General features: G+C 38.1%; 16 protein-coding genes. All 16 read right to left on the reverse strand.

Going from position 1 to position 20502, the window contains the following annotated elements:
• Positions 1–3: 3 nt before the first annotated feature.
• Positions 4–330, reverse strand: a complete 327-nt coding sequence (cyoD, locus tag B9T10_RS04065; RefSeq protein WP_008315211.1) for a cytochrome o ubiquinol oxidase subunit IV — start codon at positions 328–330, stop codon at positions 4–6.
• Positions 327–935, reverse strand: a complete 609-nt coding sequence (gene cyoC, locus B9T10_RS04070) for a cytochrome o ubiquinol oxidase subunit III (protein ID WP_063455115.1) — start codon at positions 933–935, stop codon at positions 327–329. The genes cyoD and cyoC overlap by 4 nt, the downstream gene beginning before the upstream one ends.
• Positions 932–2938, reverse strand: a complete 2007-nt coding sequence (locus tag B9T10_RS04075; RefSeq protein ID WP_094537915.1) for a cbb3-type cytochrome c oxidase subunit I — start codon at positions 2936–2938, stop codon at positions 932–934. Before B9T10_RS04075 ends, cyoC begins: the two co-directional genes overlap by 4 nt.
• Before the next feature lie 10 nt (positions 2939–2948).
• Complete coding sequence (gene cyoA, locus B9T10_RS04080) at positions 2949–3854, reverse strand: ubiquinol oxidase subunit II (protein WP_094537916.1); 906 nt, start codon at positions 3852–3854, stop codon at positions 2949–2951.
• A 329-nt stretch (positions 3855–4183) separates the two neighbouring features.
• Positions 4184–5572: a 2-oxoadipate dioxygenase/decarboxylase HglS gene (gene hglS, locus B9T10_RS04085; protein WP_094537917.1), complete on the reverse strand. Its 1389-nt coding sequence runs from the start codon at positions 5570–5572 to the stop codon at positions 4184–4186.
• Between the two features lies 1 nt (position 5573).
• Positions 5574–6833 (reverse strand): 2-aminoadipate transaminase, encoded by a 1260-nt coding sequence (locus B9T10_RS04090; protein ID WP_094537918.1) that lies wholly within the window; start codon positions 6831–6833, stop codon positions 5574–5576.
• 286 nt (positions 6834–7119) lie between these two features.
• Complete coding sequence (locus B9T10_RS04095) at positions 7120–7353, reverse strand: RNA-binding S4 domain-containing protein (protein WP_094488304.1); 234 nt, start codon at positions 7351–7353, stop codon at positions 7120–7122.
• 241 nt (positions 7354–7594) lie between these two features.
• Positions 7595–7864, reverse strand: coding sequence for a type II toxin -antitoxin system TacA 1-like antitoxin (locus B9T10_RS04100; protein ID WP_094537919.1), 270 nt, complete (start codon positions 7862–7864; stop codon positions 7595–7597).
• A 276-nt stretch (positions 7865–8140) separates the two neighbouring features.
• Entirely contained in the window at positions 8141–9217 is a 1077-nt protein-coding gene (gene fic, locus B9T10_RS04105; protein WP_094537920.1) for a protein adenylyltransferase Fic, read from the reverse strand.
• 136 nt (positions 9218–9353) lie between these two features.
• Complete coding sequence (locus B9T10_RS04110) at positions 9354–9590, reverse strand: EexN family lipoprotein (protein WP_094537921.1); 237 nt, start codon at positions 9588–9590, stop codon at positions 9354–9356.
• A 457-nt stretch (positions 9591–10047) separates the two neighbouring features.
• Positions 10048–15408, reverse strand: coding sequence for a DUF4011 domain-containing protein (locus B9T10_RS04115; RefSeq protein ID WP_094537922.1), 5361 nt, complete (start codon positions 15406–15408; stop codon positions 10048–10050).
• Between the two features lie 21 nt (positions 15409–15429).
• On the reverse strand, positions 15430–16506 hold the full coding sequence (fic, locus tag B9T10_RS04120; protein WP_094537923.1) for a protein adenylyltransferase Fic: 1077 nt from the start codon (positions 16504–16506) through the stop codon (positions 15430–15432).
• 125 nt (positions 16507–16631) lie between these two features.
• Complete coding sequence (locus B9T10_RS04125) at positions 16632–17099, reverse strand: hypothetical protein (RefSeq protein ID WP_094537924.1); 468 nt, start codon at positions 17097–17099, stop codon at positions 16632–16634.
• A gap of 74 nt (positions 17100–17173) precedes the next feature.
• Positions 17174–18175, reverse strand: coding sequence for a tyrosine-type recombinase/integrase (locus B9T10_RS04130; protein WP_094537925.1), 1002 nt, complete (start codon positions 18173–18175; stop codon positions 17174–17176).
• On the reverse strand, positions 18176–18427 hold the full coding sequence (locus B9T10_RS04135; RefSeq protein ID WP_094488292.1) for a helix-turn-helix transcriptional regulator: 252 nt from the start codon (positions 18425–18427) through the stop codon (positions 18176–18178).
• Positions 18428–18436: 9 nt separating this feature from the next.
• Positions 18437–20218 carry a hypothetical protein gene (locus B9T10_RS04140; protein WP_094537926.1) on the reverse strand — a complete coding sequence of 594 codons (1782 nt, stop codon included), beginning with the start codon at positions 20216–20218 and terminating at the stop codon, positions 18437–18439.
• Positions 20219–20502: the final 284 nt, after the last annotated feature.

Raw genomic sequence — 20502 nt, forward strand, 5'->3', positions numbered from 1 at the left:
GCGTCACATCGGTAACTCTGGCATCATGTTCATGTGTAGGTAATACATCACCCAACCTGAACCGCCAATGACGATCAATAAAATGATTCCGGTAAATGACAGAGATGCCACGTTCCAGCCATCATTGTCTGATTTTTTGATGTGTAGGAAATAGACGATCTGCACAAAAATCTGCGTGATGCCACACACGGCGATGATCGATGCCAATAAGCCAATGGCCACCACATCTTTCAAATACACCACTGTGCCAAACGCCGCTAAAGTCAATGCGATGGAAAAGCCATAACCCACCAAATAGTGAATCAAATCTGAGCGATTATTTGTGGTCATAGTGATACCCCCATTAAATAAACGATGGAGAAAATACAGATCCAAATGATGTCCAAAAAGTGCCAAAAGAGGCTAAAGAGCTTAAGGCGCGTGCGTGTTTCTAATGTTGAGCCTTTAAACGCCAATTGAAACATCATCACCAGCATCCAGATCATCCCGATGGATAAGTGAAAACCATGGAGTCCCACCAAAGAGAAAAAGCCTGATAAAAATCCACTGCTTTGGGGTGTTGCGCCAATGTCAATAAAGCCGATGAACTCACGAATTTCTAAGGTGAGGAAAATCCCGCCAAAGATAAAAGTCGCCACCAATAACCACAAAGTTTGCTTGATGCGCCCTGCATTTAAAGAGAGCATCGCAAGCCCGCACGTTAAGCTGCTCGTTAAGAGCGCCATTGTCTCCACAAAAGCATTGCCAAGATCAAATAAACTTTGTGGCGTATGTCCATCGGTTGTATTTCGCACCAACACCACGAACACCGCAAAGAATGTGCCAAAGATGATGGCATCGGCCATTAAATAGATCCAAAAGCCAAAGATCTTATTGTGGGCGCTCTCTTCTAATTGGCGCATTTTGATCTCTTGACTGTTGATGGCATTGATCATGAGCGACCTCCTTGTGCCAGTTGATATTGCTGAACATGTTGTAAAAAGGCTTGATCGGCAGCGGCAATGTTCTCTTTCGGAATCCTCACCTCTTCATGTTCGCGGAAACTTTCCACAATCCAGAAGATGATCGCCGCGCCAAAGAAGATGATGCCAAGCCACCAAATGCTCCACACCAAACAGAAGGCTGTTAATCCCGCTAAAACACCGCCTGACACAAACCCAAGGGCGGTATGTTTGGGCACATAAATGTCCTCATAAGTTCGATGCGGATCATACGCTTTGCCCTCTTGTTTGAGCTTCCAAAACATGTCGATGTCATCCACTTCAGGAATCACCGCAAAGTTATATGCAGGGGGCGGTGATGGAATCGACCATTCTAATGTCCGGCCATTCCAAGGATCGCCCGTTTCATCGCGCAACTGTTCACGATGTTTAATGCTTACAAAAAGCTGGATCAACATAGTGATGATGCCAACGAGAATCATCACAGCACCAAAGAACGCCACCACTAAATACGGTCCATAACGATAGTCAATGTTTTGACTCACGCGGCGCGGCATGCCATCAAAGCCTACTAAATAGAGCGGAACGAAGGCAAAGAGGAAGCCAAAGAACCAAAGATAGAACGATGCCACACCCCAGCCTTTATTAAGTTTGAAACCAAAGGCTTTCGGGAACCAATAGTTGTAACCTGCCATGACGCCGAAAACAACGCCGCCAATGATCGTATTATGGAAGTGCGCCACCACAAACATGGTGTTATGCACAGAATAGTTCACGCCCGGAATCGCAAGCATCACACCTGTCATTCCCCCAAGCACAAAGAGCACCAAGAAACCCACTGCCCATAACATTGGCGGTTCCATGCGCACTTGCCCACGATAAATGGTGAACAGCCAGTTAAAGACCTTCACGCCTGTCGGAATCGCGATCAGCATGGTGGTAATGCCAAAGAAGGCATTCACATTCACCCCTGCGCCCATCGTAAAGAAGTGATGAAGCCATACAGTCAGCGACATGAATAAAATGGCAATGATCGCCCAAACCAATGCTTTATAACCAAAGAGATATTTACGGCTAAAAGTTGACACCACTTCTGAGAAGATCCCAAAGACTGGCAAAATCAAAATGTACACTTCAGGATGACCCCAAGCCCAAATGAGGTTCACATACATCATTTGGCTACCGCCGCCCAATGTATTGGTGAAGATCTCAAAGCCTAAGTAACGATCAAGCGCCAAAAGCAGCATGGTTGCCGTCAAAATGGGGAATGTCGCTAAAATCAAAATGGACGTACAGAAGGTTGACCAGGAAAAGAGCGGCATCTGAAACATCTTCATGCCAGGCGCGCGCATGCGTAAAATGGTCACAAACATATTGATGGCAGCAAATGTGGTGCCAAGCCCCGAAATCTGGATGCTCCACATATAATAATCCACGCCAACGCCCGGGCTGTATAAGCTTTCAGAGAGCGGTGCATACGCAACCCAACCTGTTTTGGCAAATTCACCAATCCCGAGGGATAAGTTAATTAAAATCGCTCCAGCAACGGTGAGCCAAACGCTGACCGCATTTAACACAGGAAATGCCACATCGCGACGCCCAAGTTGCTGCGGAATGATGATGTTCATCAAACCAATGATGAATGGCATCGCCATAAAGAAGATCATGATCACGCCGTGGGCTGAGAAAATCTGATCATAATGTTCTGGCGGTAAATAACCCACGCGATCACCCGTGGAGGCGAGCGCCATCTGTGTGCGCATCATGATGGCATCGGAAAAACCGCGCAGCAGCATCACAATCGCCACAATGATGTAGATGATGCCAATGCGTTTATGATCTGTTGTGGTGAGCCAGTTCGTCCAGAGCCAGCCCCAACGGCGCGTCACAGTGATGGTGGTTAAAACCGCCAACACCACTAAAATGATGAAGCCAAACGCCGCTAAGGGAATGGGATGGCTCCATGGAATACTATCAATGGTTAATCGTCCAAACATATTTGGCTCCTTAGGGTTGAGAGGTAGGCATGTGATGCATGTGCATCATGTGTTCTTCCAGTTCTTTAAGATCCATGAACTGCCCGATGATGCGTAAATAAATGCCCTTATCGATGGGATGGAAATATTGCACTGGTGCATTGATGGGCTGAGCTTTCACCATCTCTTGGTATTTTGCCCAAGTGAGCGGATGATTATCCGTACTCTGCATTTTTAATACCCATGCATCAAAGTCCGCCATTGGCACAGCAATCACTGGAAATTTCATGTCAGAATAACCCGCGCCACTGTAACCATACGATGCCCCTTGAAAGCGCCCTGGCTCATTGACAATCAAGTGCAACACGTTTTCCATGCCGCTCATCACATCAAGCTGCGTGCCCAATTGCGGCACAAAAAAGGCATTCATCACTGTTTGAGAGGTTAAGCGGAATTTAAGCGGTCGATCCACCGGTAAATAGAGCTCATTGATGGTGGCAATGCCCTCTTCAGGATAGATAAAGAGCCATTGCCAATCCATCGAAACCACTTCGATCACCAATTCATCATGCTCTGATTCAATGGGCTTTTTCGGATTGAGGTCAATGGTGCTTTGAATCACGATGAACGCTAAAATCACCGTAATGACAATCGGCACGCCCCACATGAATTTTTCAAGGGTTTTCGATTCACGCCATTCAGGGTGATATTTCGCTTTAGTATTCGATTCACGAAACCACCATGGGAATACCACCGCCATGATGATGCATGGAATGATCACCAGCAGCATGATGCCGGCGCTGAAGATCAGGAGCCACTTTTCATATTCGGCGATTTCACCTTTCGGATTAAAGAGCGCAAGGTCACAGCCTGACAGAATCATCAGCGCTAGGAGCATCACGCCCGTGCGTACAACTTTTGTGTAGGTTTTTCTCATTGTAGTCACCCATAAACGAACTGCATTATGTCAATTAAAATCTGTCGTTTAATATAAAAATTAATTAAAAATAAATTAATTTTTTATTTATTAATAGAGAATATCCGAGATAATGGGTGACTGTCAAATCAAGCCAATGCAGCGCCTGTCTTAAAGCAATTGGTTCAGGCATCTTCGCACATCAAATAACCAGTGGTGTCTTTATAAATGATATTTTGTTCTCACTTCATGTCATTTCATCTTTTATTGCTCTAATGTTGTGATGGAAATTGACATGATTGTAACAAAAATCGGCGCACAGAGCGCCGATTCAGATGATCCACGAAATTTTACACCATGCCCAAAGCGGCTTTACATTTTTCTAATGAGCGGGCTTGTGAGGCGGCATACATCTCAAGCTCATCAATGACAGCGGCACCTAAATCCGCCACAAATTTCGCTTCGCTTGAATTTTGTGCATAATCAGCTTGTGCCCCTTCCCCTAAATTCGATTGGAAAATACCCGCCGCACTCACTGGCAAAAAGTCTTCATATACAATGGGTTCATAAGTGATGGCACCCGCGGCAATTAAATCTGCAGCGCTCATCTCTTTTGAGTATTGCCCACGATTGGCCAACCCTTTTTCTGTAGGATAATAGGCAAAGAAGGCCAAACCTTGATCATGCAGCGTTGCATAATCATCCGGAAAGGCTGCAAAATGCTTTTCAAGCGCCGCATAATATTCATCGGCATTGTGCTCAGTGGTGACGGGCACTTCTGCACGCGTTTTATTCAAAAATTCATCATATAAAGCGCGACCTTTGGGCGTCAATGCAGCACCGCGCTGCTCAATCTCCCCAAAGCGTGCCGTGTGGCTGCCAGTATCATCCGTTGGCTGATTTTTAAAAGAGACTGCCTCTTCTAAAGCTTTAAAGCTGGTTTGACGCAATAAAATTGGGCATCGTCTGCGCGGCGGGCCTTCCACCACGGCTTTAGCATTCATGCCGCGCGCAGGCATCTGCTGCTGAATCACATCAATGTCCACCGTTCTTGGCGTCAAATGGTTGATGTGCGGCCCTTTAAATGCCACCACATCGGCAATTAAGCGATGTTGATCATGTAGATTCTGATACTGCTCTGCCGTCACTGTCGCATCGGCATGCCAGCGAAAAGTCTCTAACACTTCTTGCACAAATTCAGCAGCTTCTGCTTCGGTCAATCCACCGGCTTGCTCATGTTGATCAATTAAACGCAACGCCTTTTCAGTAAAAATATTGCGCTCAGATAAAATGCGCGTTGCTTCTTCACGCAGCGCTTCATCATCAATCAACTCTAAGCGCAATAATGATGTAAACACGCGAAATGGGCTGATTTTCAGTGCGTCCTCATGAATGGCACGAAATGCTGTGGAATGCACAGGCACACCGGCCGGTGTTAGATCATAATACCCCACAGGATACATCCCCATCACGGCAAAAAGGCGGCGAATGGTGCTGAGCTCTTCGGCGGTACCCACACGAATCGCACCGTGGCGCTCTTCATCTAAGCGTTCAAGCTCGCCCGTTTGTAAAAGGCGATCATACAAATTGCCATCTTCTTGCAATGTGGCCGCATTGACATCGGACACCAAATTCATCAAATCACGATACAGGGGCACTTCATTTTGATACATATCGGACATCGCCGCAGAAAACTGTGCGCGGATCACATCCGGCGAGACAAATACAGCATTAGACATATCATTTCTCCATCGATGGTTTGGTTATGGTGTGTAGGCAATCGCCTAAAATGGTCAGGCCTGCTTCTAATTGTTCAGGCTCTATGGTTAAAGGGGCTAAAAGGCGGATGATGTTGCGATGTTTACCGCTTGGCATTAGCAATAAGCCACGCTCACGTGCCATCGGTAATAATTCCGCCAATAGTTTTTCATTCGGTTCGCCATTTTCTGTGATCAAAGGAATGCCACGCATTGCGCCAATGCCGGTTAAAGGTGCAACGCAGGTCAAGCCTTCTTTGAGCCACTGGGCATGATGGGCTTTGACGGTTTTTTCATAATGCGCGCCCCAATGCTTAAGAGAATCGCGATCTGAGAGAATTTCAATGGTGGCCAATGCTGCAGCACACGCCACGGGATTGCCAGAATAGGTGCCACCTAAACTGCCTTTAGGGAGATTGTCCATCAAATGAGGTTTCCCCATCACCGCGCCAAGGGGCATGCCGCCTGCAATGCTTTTAGCCAGTAACAATACATCTGGTTCAATCCCTAAATGCTCAAAGGCAAAGGGTTTACCTGTGCGACCAAAGCCCGATTGAATCTCATCTAACACCAATACAATGCCATGATCATCACAAAATGAGCGCAGATAACGTGCAAAGTCACGATCTAACAGCTGAAAGCCTGCTTCACCTTGCACAGGTTCCACAAAGATGCTGGCAATCTCTTTGACATCAATTTCCACCTGAATGAGGCGCTCTAATGCCGCAATCGCCATCTGACAGCTGATGCCATTGTCTGGGCTTGGAAAAGGCAAATGATACACAGGACCCGGCAATGGTCCTAAACCTTGCTTATAAGGCGCGACTTTGCCATTTAAATTAAGGGCGGCCAATGTGCGACCATGAAAACCACCATCAAAGGCAATGCTTGCCGTACGTCCCGTATGGATGCGTGCAATTTTAAGGGCATTTTCTGTGGCTTCTGCCCCGCAGTTGGTCAGCATGCCCATCATTGGGGTGCGTGTTGGGATAAAGTTTGAGAGCGCTGCCATCAACGCTTGATACGGCCCATGAGGCGCTGCATTATAGGCATAATGGGTGAGTTTTTGGGCTTGATCCACAATCGCCGCCACGATTTTCGGATGACAATGCCCTAAATTGAGGACGCCAATGCCGCCAATAAAATCAATGTACGCTTGCCCACCTGTATCCCATACAGTGGCATTTTGACCGTGTGAGAGTAAAATGGGATGCACAATTGAGAGCGCAGATGTCACTTGCATGGTTGAATCCTCCGAGGCGGCAAATGCCTTATCATGTTGTAGAATGGTTCTATAACAACAAAATTACCTAGGTGATTCAAACGAAAAAAATGCGGTGGTTTATTCCTTTTTTTCCGCGCTTATTTTAAGTGCATTGAGCTCTGACTCAAGTATTTATCATTCATTGCACATTGTTCTAAAAGGCCCTGAATCAATCACGCGCACGATTCTTATATCGATATTATATTCTAAGTCTTCCACATCTTTGCTGAATGAATAAAAAAATCGGCACATGGCCGATTTTTAATTATGCGTCATAGCCTTCACAGACCAGAATTTCAAAGCCTGCACCTGTGACAATGCTGCCTGCTTGGATTTTGGCAGTTTTACGAAGTTCAATGGTGCCATTTACGCTGATGTTGCCTTCTGCCACCATCAATTTTGCGCGCCCGCCTGTGTCGGCAATGCCCACCATTTTCAATAGATCATTTAAAGCAACATGAGGATGATTTTCAAGATAGAATTTAGTTTGTTGTGTCATGAGAGATTCTCGGTTTTGCATGCAAAATCTGCATACGGTGATTAAAGACTGAATATGCATATCATAACAAAATTATTTTGCGTTGATGCAAGCAACCGATACAAAAAACATGTTTAAAAAATCCAAAAAAATCGACACGTTTTGACGACGTGTCGATTTCATCAACATATTTTGATTATTCTGACTGCCCTGCCTAGCTCGTATTTTTTATTTTGAATTCATTGGGTGGAACAGAATATTCTCAAAATCCCTCTTTGTCTAAAAGTGCAGCTGCTTGTTTGATTTTTTTGCTAGGTGGTTGTACGACTTCACAAGTCTCTAAAAAATTAGCAAATTGCTGATTAGTTAATACGATCTCATGATAAGCATTGAAAGTTTTTGGTGCATTTTCTTGTACTAACTTAGATAGGTGTTCCGTTAAAGTCACCCCAGTAGCCAAGGCTGCACGCTCAGCTGATCTTTTGACTTCTGGCAAAAATATTGCCTCAATTCTTTCTGTTTTTGTGGTCATGATCTATTTCTCCGACTTAGGATATAAATTATATTACCCGGCAATTAGACAGACGTACAATAACATTACAGAAGAAATAAATGAACGTGTTACAGTCGCTCTCTCGTTTACTTAGCCAGATTTAATCTATTCATTTGGCATGTATGTTTCTTATTTTGTGAACATTTCAAAAGACAGAAGGAAAGTAAGCAGTTGCGCGTAATAGCTATTACCAACACCACCGCCAAAATACTTAATTGAATAAAACATGCTGGTCATGCACTTTTATACTCTTGCTTATTGTTTCATCAACTCAATCAACTTATTATTAATAAATAACTTCTCTCTCCCATCTGTATGTTCGATCAATACACCAAGATCACAAAGCTTTTGAAGATATGTAGAGGCCGTTTGGCGTTTCGCAATCTCATTATCGACGAGATTACTAATGCGGCAATACGGCTGTTCAAATAGAATATTCACCAATTCATAACTATATATTTTTGGTTCTTTCTCTTTTATGTATTGAGCGGTTTCTTCAATCAATGAAGTTACTGCTGCTATCTTGTTTTTAGTCCAAATTGAAGTGTCTTCAACGGCTCTTAACATAAACAAAATCCAAGATTCCCATTGACCCTTAGTTGTCACATCTAATAGTAAACGATAATAATCGTTTTTATTCATCACGATATAACGGCTCAAATATAGAATGGGCAAGGTTAGAAGCTCTTTCTCTATTAGGTATAAGATATTCAAAATCCTACCTGTACGACCATTACCATCGATAAATGGATGAATTGCTTCAAACTGATAATGTAAAACTGCAAGTTTAACCAGAGGATCTAAATCATCAGAGCCATGTAAAAAATTTTCCCAATTTCTGAGTAAGTTTCTAATCGTCTCTTCACCTGCGGGGGGTGTATAAATGACCTCGCCATTACTGCTATTACGCAATGCTGTACCTAGCTGCTTACGCACATCCATATTGCTATTTTTCAAAGTACTACATACATCCATGGCTGTGCGGCTGCATAAAGGAATATCTTTTAATGACTGAAAGCCATTGTATAAAGCACGACGATAACTTAAAGCCTCCTTGGTCATAGGATCTGCATTATTCTCTTCATCTGCATATTGAAAGAGCTTATCCGTCGTTGTGACAATGTTTTCAATCTCAGAGCTACCTTGTGCTTCTAAGATCGGTAAAAGATTAATCAACAATCCCTGATTGGGTAATAACTTCCCTGCCTGATTTAATTCAGCCAATGCACTACGCGCTTTAATACACGCTTTGAGCACTTCTTTAGTTTCCAAATCTACATTTGGTGGCAATAATGGCAAGTTATTGTAGGGTTGATCAGCAATCCAAGTCATACTTTATCCTTTAATTATTGGATAAAGTATATGTTGATACAATCGACATATCAACAGAACATGTTTAAAAAATCAAAAAAAATCGACACATCATGACAACGTGTCGATTTCATAAACATATATGGGTCAATATTGGTTATTCCTCATACATCTTAGCCCATGAAGGGAGTTTAAACTGCTCTGCAATATATTTATTACGACTGGCGTTCTTAGCATTAAGACAGTTTTGATCATTCTGACTGCCCTGCGTCACCTCACATTTTTTTAATACCGCCTTTGTTTCTTCCATATTGTTTTCATAGTATTCAACTGGTTTCACTTCTGCACTGCATGCAATGACTAATAAGGGTAAAAATAATGCTAACTTTTTCATCCAACCTTTGTATTAATGACTTGTAATTTTTATGACTAACGCTCATGTCAAAAAGCTGAATTACTATAACAGCAACAAATAAAAATCCAAACAAAAACTACCGATTGTCAGTGATTCGTTGTATTGAACTGATACTTATCATATGGCTTATTGATTAGCGTAATTTTAATCATAACAATCTCTCAAACCCCTCATTTTTACTAATGATTTCATAATTATTTTTTTAAAATGGGACAAAAGTTGGGACAAGAAAGCTTTAGGCAACAAAAAAGCCCTTGAATAACAAGGGCTTAGATGTTTTATATGGTGGACATAGGTAGTAAATCAGAGGTAAATATCACGCCTTATAACTACTTATCATATTGATAAGCATGAATTTACCTAATGCTACTATCATAAGGAATTTTACATGATGGGGGCAGAATGTGGACAGCATCCCCACAATTTACTATATATCTTAGACTTTCATAATCTGATGAGGATTTTGTAATGTATCCAATATATTCACAATTCGTTCAATTTCACGTTCAGGATGTTTAAACCAATCTGTAGACCAAATTCTCTCTATTCTCCACCCTAGTCCTTCCAAAACTTGCTGACGTAATCGATCACGATCCCTTGCAGATTTAGCTGAATGGTATGTTGCACCATCACATTCTATACCAAGTAAATATTCACCTGGATTATTTGGATTAATAACAGCTAAATCTAGATAGTATCCTGCAATCCCTAACTGAGGACGGCACTCATAACCATACTGATGTAATGCTTTTATCACTGAAATTTCAAAATCACTATCAGGTCCACGATCATCAGCAATATTCACATGTGATGCTATTTGATTGGTTTCACAATAAGTTAAGAAATCTCTTAGTGCTTGAACACCACGACTTTTTTTACCATCGATTAAGATATCACTATATTTCATCGATGAAAAAATAATCATTTGACACTTAGCTCGTGTAAATAAAACATTCAAACGACGCCATCCTACATCGGAGTTAATTGGACCAAATCTTTGAGGTGTGCTACTACCCTCACTTTTAGGACCATATGTCATAGATATAATAATAATATCTCTCTCATCACCTTGTACGTTTTCAAGGTTTTTAATGAATATAGGCTCCTCACTCTGCTGTTTTTGTTCATAAATTTGTCTGATATATGGATCACTCATGATCGCAGACTCCAATAGATCTTCTATCAACTGACTCTGTTTAGAGTTCATAGCAACAATACCAATACTTTTTGAATTTTCTTCAGATAAAAGTCTTATGGTTTCCTTTACTATAGATTCAGCTTCTTTGATATTTATGTTTTCCAAAAATAGACCTGATACCATCCGATAATCAATGCCAAATGAATCATTTTGATTATGTGGTGATGGGAAAACTACAAGATCATTATCATAAAAATGGTAATTAGAAAACTCTATTAATTTTTCATGACGTGAACGATAGTGCCATCTCAACCTACGATTAGTAAATAATGGCATCACAGCATCTAATATACTTTCTGTTACTTCAACCGAGGTTTGATCATCTTCAAATTCATCGGCATCAGCATTTCCCTTCTGAAAGAAACTAGTTGGTGGTAATTGCTTAGGATCCCCAACAATAATTGAACTATTAGCACGTGCTATGGCCCCTATTGCATCTTCAGGTTTGATCTGAGAAGCTTCATCCATGATAACAATATCAAACTGATATTTACCTGGCTCTAAATATTGTGCAACAGACATTGGACTCATCATAAAACAAGGCTTTAAAGTTTGAATAGCCTCTTGTGCTCTAGATAACAAGGTTCTGATGGGAAGATGTCGAGTCTTTTTACTGATTTCGTGTTTAATTAATGAAGATTCTGTATAAGCACGTACGATACCAGTACCCACACCTATTGGTGCCTGTTTATCGGATACTTTAGCTATAATTCTTTCTCGTTGTAGCTTCAATAAATTTTGGTCTGCCTCAACAAAGCGTTGTCTCAAACCTTCTTGTTCAAAACTACTAAAACCATCTACTATTTCACATTCTTTTAATATTTCATTACCTAATTGGGTATAAACAGAATATAACCATACAGTTAAAAGCTGATCTGGATGAACCTCATTTTTCAACACAGAATCTAATGCTACAGATAAATTTGTCTTTTGTTCTTTCTCTAGAATCTTTAAAAACTCTTGCCATGAGTACAAATCATTTGGATGACTCAGTGCTCTATTATTTTTACTTCTTATACCATGATAATTTCTTTGATCAATCAAGTACCAATCATTTAAATCAATTAAAGATGTATGATCTAACTGGTTAATTATTTCTCTTAATTCTCCATGTAATTTCGTCAGCATAGAGGTACTACTCAACATTGACCATTTCTGAAAATAGCCATAATAACAATGCTGCTTAAATTGATTCACTACTAGATCAGGTAGATTTTTAATGTACTGTATAATCTCCAGCACTCTAGCTATTGCGTTGTATTTTTCTAATGTAAAATCTTCAATTTTTATATTCTCGGAAATATAAGGCGCCAAAAATCGGTTATTTTTCAATGCTTCAGATAGTAATGCTACCTTTTTATTTTCTTGTTTAAGAATATAAACTTTTGAATCAACATCATCTAAAGAAACATTCAATGTTTCAAGTGTTGAACTGAAATTCTCTAATGCCTGTTCAATCCCCATTAATAATGAATAATAACCTTTTTGGGTATCATTAACATAAACAGCTGCATCTACTATACTTTTAGATTCAGTAAATCGTTGCTGAATAAAACGATGTAATTTTACAAACTCAATATAGTTAGACTCAAATGAACATTCCCATGTATATTGAATATCTTTCAAAATATCAGCGGATAATTCTCTCAGCTCTTTTCCTAAATTTCTTCTGTGCCCAACTCCTTGCTCATAAGTAGTTTGTAAAGTCTTATACCAATCAATCAATAATAGCAATCCATTTGTATTGGTTTCTACGCCTTGATAAATTTTACGTAAAAAACTACTTTTTTGTACTAATGATTTAATCTTTAGTTCATTTTCTCTATAATCAATTAAGGTTGGGACTAAATCTTTTAATTTCTTAGCACTAATTTTATTACTTACACTATATGCTTGAAAAAAGTCCTTAGCATTCCGCCAGTCTGATGATAAAAAACTAAACAATCCACCCTGTTCTAAAATTCTAAAATGCTCCTTCATTACATTTACAGAAGGTAAATCAACAAGTTTAAAGTGAATACTTAATTGCTCAAATTGTGCTTTTAAAAGCACAACGCAATCTATAAGCTCAAATAATTGAGGCTTAATTGATTCTCGTAAAAATGCATCATTACGCATATCGAGGAGATCTTCTGGAAGTAAGGCAATAATTTTTACAAATTTATCAATCTCTTGTAAATTCAAAAGACTTCCATTGGCTAGATCCTGCATCGTTTCAGGTAATATCTTCTTCAAATTTTCAAGTTCAACATGCAGCACTTGTCCATAATCTAACAACGTCTTAATTTCAATGATTTCTTTAGATAAATCACTAACTTTATTTGCAAATAAATATCCTGATTCATTTAATCTTTTCAGCATCAATTCAGTGCTAAAGCATGTGTCCTTGTTTAACATTTGATGAGATTTAAAAAATTGGTTCAGCTCCTGAAAACTCATAACACAATGCTGATAACACAAAAGTAAATCCATATTTATATCATTTTCTAAAACAGCTTCAATTAAAGCAAAATCCTCCGACTCTAAAATGTCAGGAAATTGATCTAATTTTTCTAGGAAATGACTCATTTCATCATAAGATAGAGATAAATCTTTAAAGTTTACAAATACTTCTGATTCGATCTTCTTACATTCAGCCATAATCTGATCTAATGCATTATTACAAGTATCTAACTGATCTTTAAAATCATTCAATTCTCTTTGAGAAATATCATTCTTTACAACTCCATACCAGGGATGCAGAACAATATCATTCTCTGATTGTTGTACTATTTTCTGGCAAATTTCTGCAATAGTTTTAATACGATCTTCTAATTGTCGTGCCATCATTGAATTATAAGTGCTACCATCTAAATCCATAACATGCAGAGGCACAATATCATTTTCCAAAGTTAATTTTAATTTTGTTGCTTTTGAAAAAATCTGAGCAATAGTTAATCCAGTATCTTTCCACACTGTATTCATTAGATTAACATAATGATTCAACTGTTCTTTATAACTATTAACGTGTTTAATTTCTTCATCAATTTTAGTTTTAGATTTTACTGGTGCACGATGAAGTGCAGAATTTAAATCTTCTAACACAGATGCTTTATTAGCCTTATGACTATGCAATTCAAGACAAAACTCACCAATTCCAGCACGATCCAATCTGTTTTTTACAACATTTAATGCAGCCATCTTCTCAGCAACAAATAATACTCGCAAATTATTATTAATACAGGCTGCTATTAAATTTGTAATGGTTTGTGATTTACCTGTTCCCGGTGGCCCTTCAATAACAAGATTACGCCCCTTAACTGCGTCAATTAAAGCGCTATGCTGAGAACTATCAGCATCATAAATTAAGGGAAATGTTGTTTCTATATCTTTAATAGAATCAATTTTATATTCTTCAGTATGACCTAAAGAGCCACGCCCATCCTCTACACCTTCTCGTGCAAAGAGCTTTTGAATTACTGGATGATTTTCTATAGATGACTCAATTGGCCAATTACTAGGATCTAAATCTTGATACATTACCTGCTTAGAAAAATTAATTTTTGTCGTCAAACAAACAAATTCCCTCACTTTCCATTTAGGCAAACTATTTTCATCAAATAATTTAATTAAAGAAGAAAAATAGTCCTTTAACGTAATTTCTGTGGGATTATATTCAGGTAAAATCTGACCAAAGTCATGCTCTAATTTCTCTTTAAATGTTAGATTTAATAATGATTCACCATCATCTTTAAATGTAAGTAAAGCTTTATTACCAGATAATTTAAAATCAACGGGAACTGTAATTAAAGGAGCAAGAGACGATTCATTTGAGTCTCGGCTCTCGAACCACTCTATAAATCCAAAAACTAAATACAACGTATGTATTCCGCTTTCCTCAACAGAACTCTTATTTTCTTGACTTAATTTTCTAACACAACTTTCAAAAACATCTGGAAAATATAAAGTTTGTAATTGTTTTTTAAAACGATTATCTTCAGATATAATAAAATTTTTCAAATCATAATCAATATTTATTCCTTGCTTTTTAGCCCATTCTTCAGGTAATAATTTACCATTAAAATTTCCCTCTTCATCTAACTCATAACCAAGCGCTTGTAAAGCTTTATCTGATGGCTCTTTCAATGCAACCATAGTTAAAGTGGCATTACTGACTAATGCATCAAGCGTTCTTTGTAGATCACACTCTACAAATCTTATCGTACTAGTTTTCGTGAATCTAAAATTTAATAAAGAATTTTTACGCGATAAATCCAAAAGTTTACTTCTGACAGCTTCTAAAGAAGAATAAGAAAAACCACTATTATTTGCTTCTTTATGTATAATATCCTGCGGTACTAACAATTCTATAGAGTTTTGGTCCTGTGCTATCATTTTGGGTTCAGTATCCTTCAATTTACATACCTCTTCAGATATAAACCACTCATAATTTTTATTAGTCATGAGTAAGTTATTATCTTTTAATTTATATAAACGAGAATTAATTTCACTACGTTCAATTTTTATATTTAATTCCTTAGATAATACTTTAATTAATTCTCTTGCTTTAATTGGTTGATTTTTTTTAATCAAATCTAACAACTTAGTGTCATTAATCATCTAAATATTTCCTATTTATATTTATGTTTTCATCAATGCAATCAATTTATTATTAATAAATAACTTCTCTCTCCCATCTGTATGCTCGATCAATACACCAAGATCACAAAGCTTTTGAAGATATGTAGAGGCTGTTTGGCGTTTCGCAATCTCATTATCGACGAGATTACTAATGCGGCAATACGGCTGTTCAAATAAAATATTCACCAATTCATAACTATATATTTTTGGCTCTTTCTCTTTTATGTATTGAGCGGTTTCTTCAATCAATGAAGTCACAGCTGCTATCTTATTTTTAGTCCAGATTGAAGTGTCTTCAACGGCTCTTAACATGAACAAAATCCAAGACTCCCATTGACCATTAGTTGTCACATCTAATAGTAAACGATAATAATCGTTTTTATTCATCACGATATAACGGCTCAAATATAGAATTGGCAAGGTTAGAAGCTCTTTCTCTATTAGGTATAAGATATTCAAAATCCTGCCTGTACGACCATTACCATCAATAAATGGGTGAATTGCTTCAAACTGATAATGTAAAACAGCAAGTTTAACCAGAGGATCTAAATCATCAGAGCCATGTAAAAAAATTTCCCAATTTCTGAGTAAGTTTCTAATCGTCTCTTCACCTGCGGGAGGTGTATAAATGACCTCACCATTACTGCTATTAAGCAATGCTGTACCTAGCTGCTTGCGCACATCCATATTGCTATTCTTCAAAGTACTACATACATCCATGGCTGTGCGGCTGCATAAAGGAATATCTTTTAATGACTGAAAGCCATTGTATAAAGCACGACGATAACTTAAAGCCTCCTTGGTCATAGGATCTGCATTATTCTCTTCATCTGCATATTGAAAGAGCTTATCCGTCGTTGTGACAATGTTTTCAATCTCAGAGCTGCCTTGTGCTTCTAAGATCGGTAAAAGATTAATCAACAATCCCTGATTGGGCAATAACTTCCCTGCCTGATTTAATTCAGCCAATGCACTACGCGCTTTAATACACGCTTTGAGCACTTCTTTAGTTTCCAAATCTACATTTGGTGGCAACAATGGCAAATTATTGTAGGGTTTATCCGCGATCCAGGTCATACTTTATCCTTTAATTATTGAATAGAGTATATGTTGATACAATCGACATATCAACAGAACATGTTTAAAAAATCAAAAAAAATCGACACATCATGACAACATGTCGATTGTATAAACATAATTAGCTATATCCTCCCAACCACTGGCTTTAAATATTTTTTCACTAAATCCTCAAGATTATCCAAATCAATCCCACAATAACCCTGGTTTGGGTCAGGAAAAAAAGCATGAATCATATAATTAAATTCAGGGCATTTATAGTCAGCTAGCTTCAATCCCCTATTCTCATAAGAAGATCCTCTTGTGTGTCTATCAATTTCCCCTTTTAAATGTTTACTAGATGCCCCTACATATAAAATATGGTCTGTCATTGCTAAACCAAATCCATTCCATGACATAACTGAGTTATCAAAAGCTCTAGATGAAAAATTTTCCCATTCATATTGTGTGATAATTCGATCTGTAACAATAATATAGATACCTTTCTGTCGATCTAAAACAGAATCAATAACATGCTCTTTACTTCTCGTTTTCCCCTGTATTGCAATGTGCATAAAACCAATATTCTTCAACAATCCAGTTAGTCTTTTCATTTTTCCACCTATATTATTTTGATGTGTAATGACAAAAAGATGACCACATGGATCACCTTTTCATTTAAATATAATTAATCTAAGCGCTCTGCAATTTCAGTCGCTGTAGCGTTGTAATAAATCATTAAAGAACGTGGATCTCTATGCCCTATCATTCTTGCAAGATCTAAAACTTTAAGCTTTTCAGCTAATCTAGTACATGCTTCATGCCGTGTATCATGAAATGTTAGATTTTCGATTTTGCATTTATCTCGCGCTTTTCTGAATAACGTGCTGACCACTCCTGATGTAATAGCAAATACTTCACCTGATCGTTTTGGCTGCATTACTTCAAGTAACTCAATGGCTCTTCTACTTAACGGCACATCTCTCTTATCACCATTCTTAGTTTCAAGTAATGTTAAAAATTTCCGTCTAAGATTTATTTGTGCCCAATCTAATGTTGTAATTTCACTCTGTCTCATAGCAGTCTCAATCGCAAATAAGAAAATCAATCCTGTTTTTTGCTTTTGAGTAATGGCAATAGGATTATCCTGATCTAAACCAAACTCTTCACACAGGAGATCAATTTCATGATCGGATAATCTTCGATCTCTTGGCGGTGGTTCTTTTAATCTTTTCAGATCCTTTGCTGGGTTTTCTAATACCCAACGCCATTCCATGCGTGCAACTTCAAATACTGCTCTTAACAAAGATGATTCTCTATTCTTACTAGCAGATCCAACCTCTCTCTGCTGCCTCCAATTCAATAAGTCATCTATCGTTACATGCTCAAGCCGCGCATCCACTGGTAAATTTGGGTCTCGAAGCATTGCCTTGATGCGTAATATTTCCCATCTAGCACCTTTTTTAGATTGTGTGACTTCATCCGCATATCGCTCTAAAGCCTCCCGTAATGTATGCCGATTATCAATACCTTTAGATCTACCAATACGGATCTGGCTTTCTCGTATTTCCATCCATTTCAGAGCCTCCAATTTAGAATCAAAAGTTTTTGACTCATTAATTTCTTTATAATCTCTAGTAACTTTAACTCTAGCTTGATAAGCCTTGCCGCGTTTACGAATACTGCCCATTTACCACTCCCTTACTTTTTTTCTAGTTTGTAACCATAAGTCAATTTCTGATTCCAGCCATCTAGGATGACTTTTTTCCTCAAAATGAATAGGTGCTGGAAAATCAAGTAAAGTTACAATGTGCTTTCTGATATGAGACACATGGACATCAAACTTATCTGCCAATGCCTGAGTAGATAGACACTTATCACTTTTCACTAAAATATAAGACTGACCGTTCTTAACCAAATGATGTTCCATTTCAATATTCATAACTTCTCCTTATTTTTTAAATACATAACAATGCATCGGTTTTGATGCGATAAGACTGCGAACTGTTTTGACTGCGATAAATTGACGTCTCACTGACTTTTCAATGATTTGTTTAACTAGTTTGATATCCTCAAGTGATTGGTTATTAAGCTTTGCATGGGCAAAGAATTCATTAAGATTAATGGCAATTTCATCATCATTAGGCGAATGATTAAGCCGACAAGGATCATTGGCTTTTGCTAATCCTTCAAAATAATCATAAACATCCCAAAACTGATCTAATGCAGGATGATCACTCACAAGATCACGCTCTCGTTCAATAGCAATCTGATCAATGAAATTCATTACTTTTTGTTTAGTATTATCAGTAATGGGTAGAATCTCAGATAAAGCCTGTAAACCTGATAGCATCAAACTATGAGTAGACCCTATGCGTTCCATTTTGACATTTGGCAATGCCATAATATGATCACGATTACTTTGAAAAGTCCGATCAACAATATCCATAATGAGCTGTTCATTCTTCAATACATAGAATAAAAACCCTGAAACTTCTTCAACTGATAAACGTGCTAAATAACTAGCAGCCTCTCGTGATTGTGCACTGTGTTGTGAACGATCAAAGTGCAAATAAACCAATCGAGATAAAATGGCTTCAGAGCCTGACACCTTCTGATTCTGAGAAATCACTACAGAACCTTTAAAAGGCTCATCATCTGTAATATTTGTATGATCTTTATTAGCTTTCGTACGAGGTGACCGCCCATTAAATAATGGCTTTAACTCTTCAGGACTAAAGGTTTTTTGCTTATGCTTATTGCTACTGTTTGGATCGTTAATATCCCCTTCAATAAACACTACTGGTAAGTTTGATACTTGTGCCAATGTTCGAGAACGTCCTACTCTAGTTGATGTGGTTGGATTGATCCCTTCATAGGATGAACGACCCACCAATGCCCACAAAAATTCAATCAATAATGATTTACCTGCACCTGCGTCACCTGTTACTTCTAAAAATGGAAACATCCCATATTTATAACGTATTTGCTCTGCAAATAGAGAAAGCATCCAATAGCTGAGTGCTACCAGCCCTTTGTCACCAAATACTTCAATAAAGGCTTCTAACCACTCATTCTTATAGTCAATGCTTGGATCAAAATTTGATAAATCAAAAGTGCTTTTGACATAGCAATGAGGTAAAACAAAAAAATCATCTGTATTTTTTTGATATATTTCTCCTTGATAAACTGCATAATCATTATAAATATAGGCTTGAATATCAGTGAAATAACCTATGTAAGGTATCGTTTTTACTGTTTTGGCTAATGGTGCTTGATCCAAGAAAATGCTATTTAACTGCTCTGTATTGCCTGTATAAATGGCACCTGAAAGCGTTGCCATGATCTTCTGCTTAAAATCTGACTTACTTGCCAATTGCTTCGCAGTAAAGGCACTTTTAGCTCTTTTCGTCTTAGATTGAGCAATTTCTAAATAATAAATGCATTCTTCCGAGCCTGATTCCACTTGTGAATAGAGGATTGTGATAGAACAATTAGCTATTTCAGCTAGTGCAATATGCTTTGCAAACGTGCTTAACTCAATTGTAGAATCATTGATCTGCAACTTCGTATCATCAACGGTACACCAATAGCTTTTATAACCAACCATGACGCAAAAATCTGAGACTGAAGTATTTAACTGCCACTTTCTCAAACATTCTTTCACCAAAGCGGTGTTAGTTAATAGCTCTGGATTATGTTGTTTCTTCTGTCGTTCTTTTTTCTCTGACATGAGTTTTCCTATATTTCAGGCAAAAGAATCCCGTAATCACTAAAACCAAAGTTTTAGTAATTGATTGATAAAATTTAGATAAAAAGATCCCCTAGCTAATAAAAGCTATTCATTTCAATATATGGAATTAGGGAACTTAGTTGGCTATGATTATTTTATCTGATCATGCTCTATTGCATTTTTAATAATCAAATAACAATAAGTTGATAAAGGGATATTCTTAGATTGTGCTTCTTCCCTAAGCATTTGAATCTCTTCTGGTAAGAATCGAACATTAACGACTT

Source organism: Wohlfahrtiimonas chitiniclastica (assembly GCF_002252325.1).
GTDB lineage: Bacteria > Pseudomonadota > Gammaproteobacteria > Cardiobacteriales > Wohlfahrtiimonadaceae > Wohlfahrtiimonas > Wohlfahrtiimonas chitiniclastica.

Excerpts from the sequence above, each read along its gene's own strand:
- B9T10_RS04075 (WP_094537915.1), bottom strand. The coding sequence starts at position 2,938 with ATGTTTGGACGATTAACCATTGATAGTATTCCATGGAGCCATCCCATT.
- B9T10_RS04130 (WP_094537925.1), bottom strand. The coding sequence starts at position 18,175 with ATGGGCAGTATTCGTAAACGCGGCAAGGCTTATCAAGCTAGAGTTAAA.
- B9T10_RS04095 (WP_094488304.1), bottom strand. The coding sequence starts at position 7,353 with ATGACACAACAAACTAAATTCTATCTTGAAAATCATCCTCATGTTGCT.
- B9T10_RS04135 (WP_094488292.1), bottom strand. The coding sequence starts at position 18,427 with ATGAATATTGAAATGGAACATCATTTGGTTAAGAACGGTCAGTCTTAT.
- B9T10_RS04125 (WP_094537924.1), bottom strand. The coding sequence starts at position 17,099 with ATGAAAAGACTAACTGGATTGTTGAAGAATATTGGTTTTATGCACATT.
- B9T10_RS04115 (WP_094537922.1), bottom strand. The coding sequence starts at position 15,408 with ATGATTAATGACACTAAGTTGTTAGATTTGATTAAAAAAAATCAACCA.
- B9T10_RS04100 (WP_094537919.1), bottom strand. The coding sequence starts at position 7,864 with ATGACCACAAAAACAGAAAGAATTGAGGCAATATTTTTGCCAGAAGTC.
- fic (WP_094537920.1), bottom strand. The coding sequence starts at position 9,217 with ATGACTTGGATTGCTGATCAACCCTACAATAACTTGCCATTATTGCCA.
- cyoD (WP_008315211.1), bottom strand. The coding sequence starts at position 330 with ATGACCACAAATAATCGCTCAGATTTGATTCACTATTTGGTGGGTTAT.
- B9T10_RS04140 (WP_094537926.1), bottom strand. The coding sequence starts at position 20,218 with ATGTCAGAGAAAAAAGAACGACAGAAGAAACAACATAATCCAGAGCTA.
- cyoA (WP_094537916.1), bottom strand. The coding sequence starts at position 3,854 with ATGAGAAAAACCTACACAAAAGTTGTACGCACGGGCGTGATGCTCCTA.
- cyoC (WP_063455115.1), bottom strand. The coding sequence starts at position 935 with ATGATCAATGCCATCAACAGTCAAGAGATCAAAATGCGCCAATTAGAA.
- B9T10_RS04090 (WP_094537918.1), bottom strand. The coding sequence starts at position 6,833 with ATGCAAGTGACATCTGCGCTCTCAATTGTGCATCCCATTTTACTCTCA.
- fic (WP_094537923.1), bottom strand. The coding sequence starts at position 16,506 with ATGACCTGGATCGCGGATAAACCCTACAATAATTTGCCATTGTTGCCA.
- B9T10_RS04110 (WP_094537921.1), bottom strand. The coding sequence starts at position 9,590 with ATGAAAAAGTTAGCATTATTTTTACCCTTATTAGTCATTGCATGCAGT.
- hglS (WP_094537917.1), bottom strand. The coding sequence starts at position 5,572 with ATGTCTAATGCTGTATTTGTCTCGCCGGATGTGATCCGCGCACAGTTT.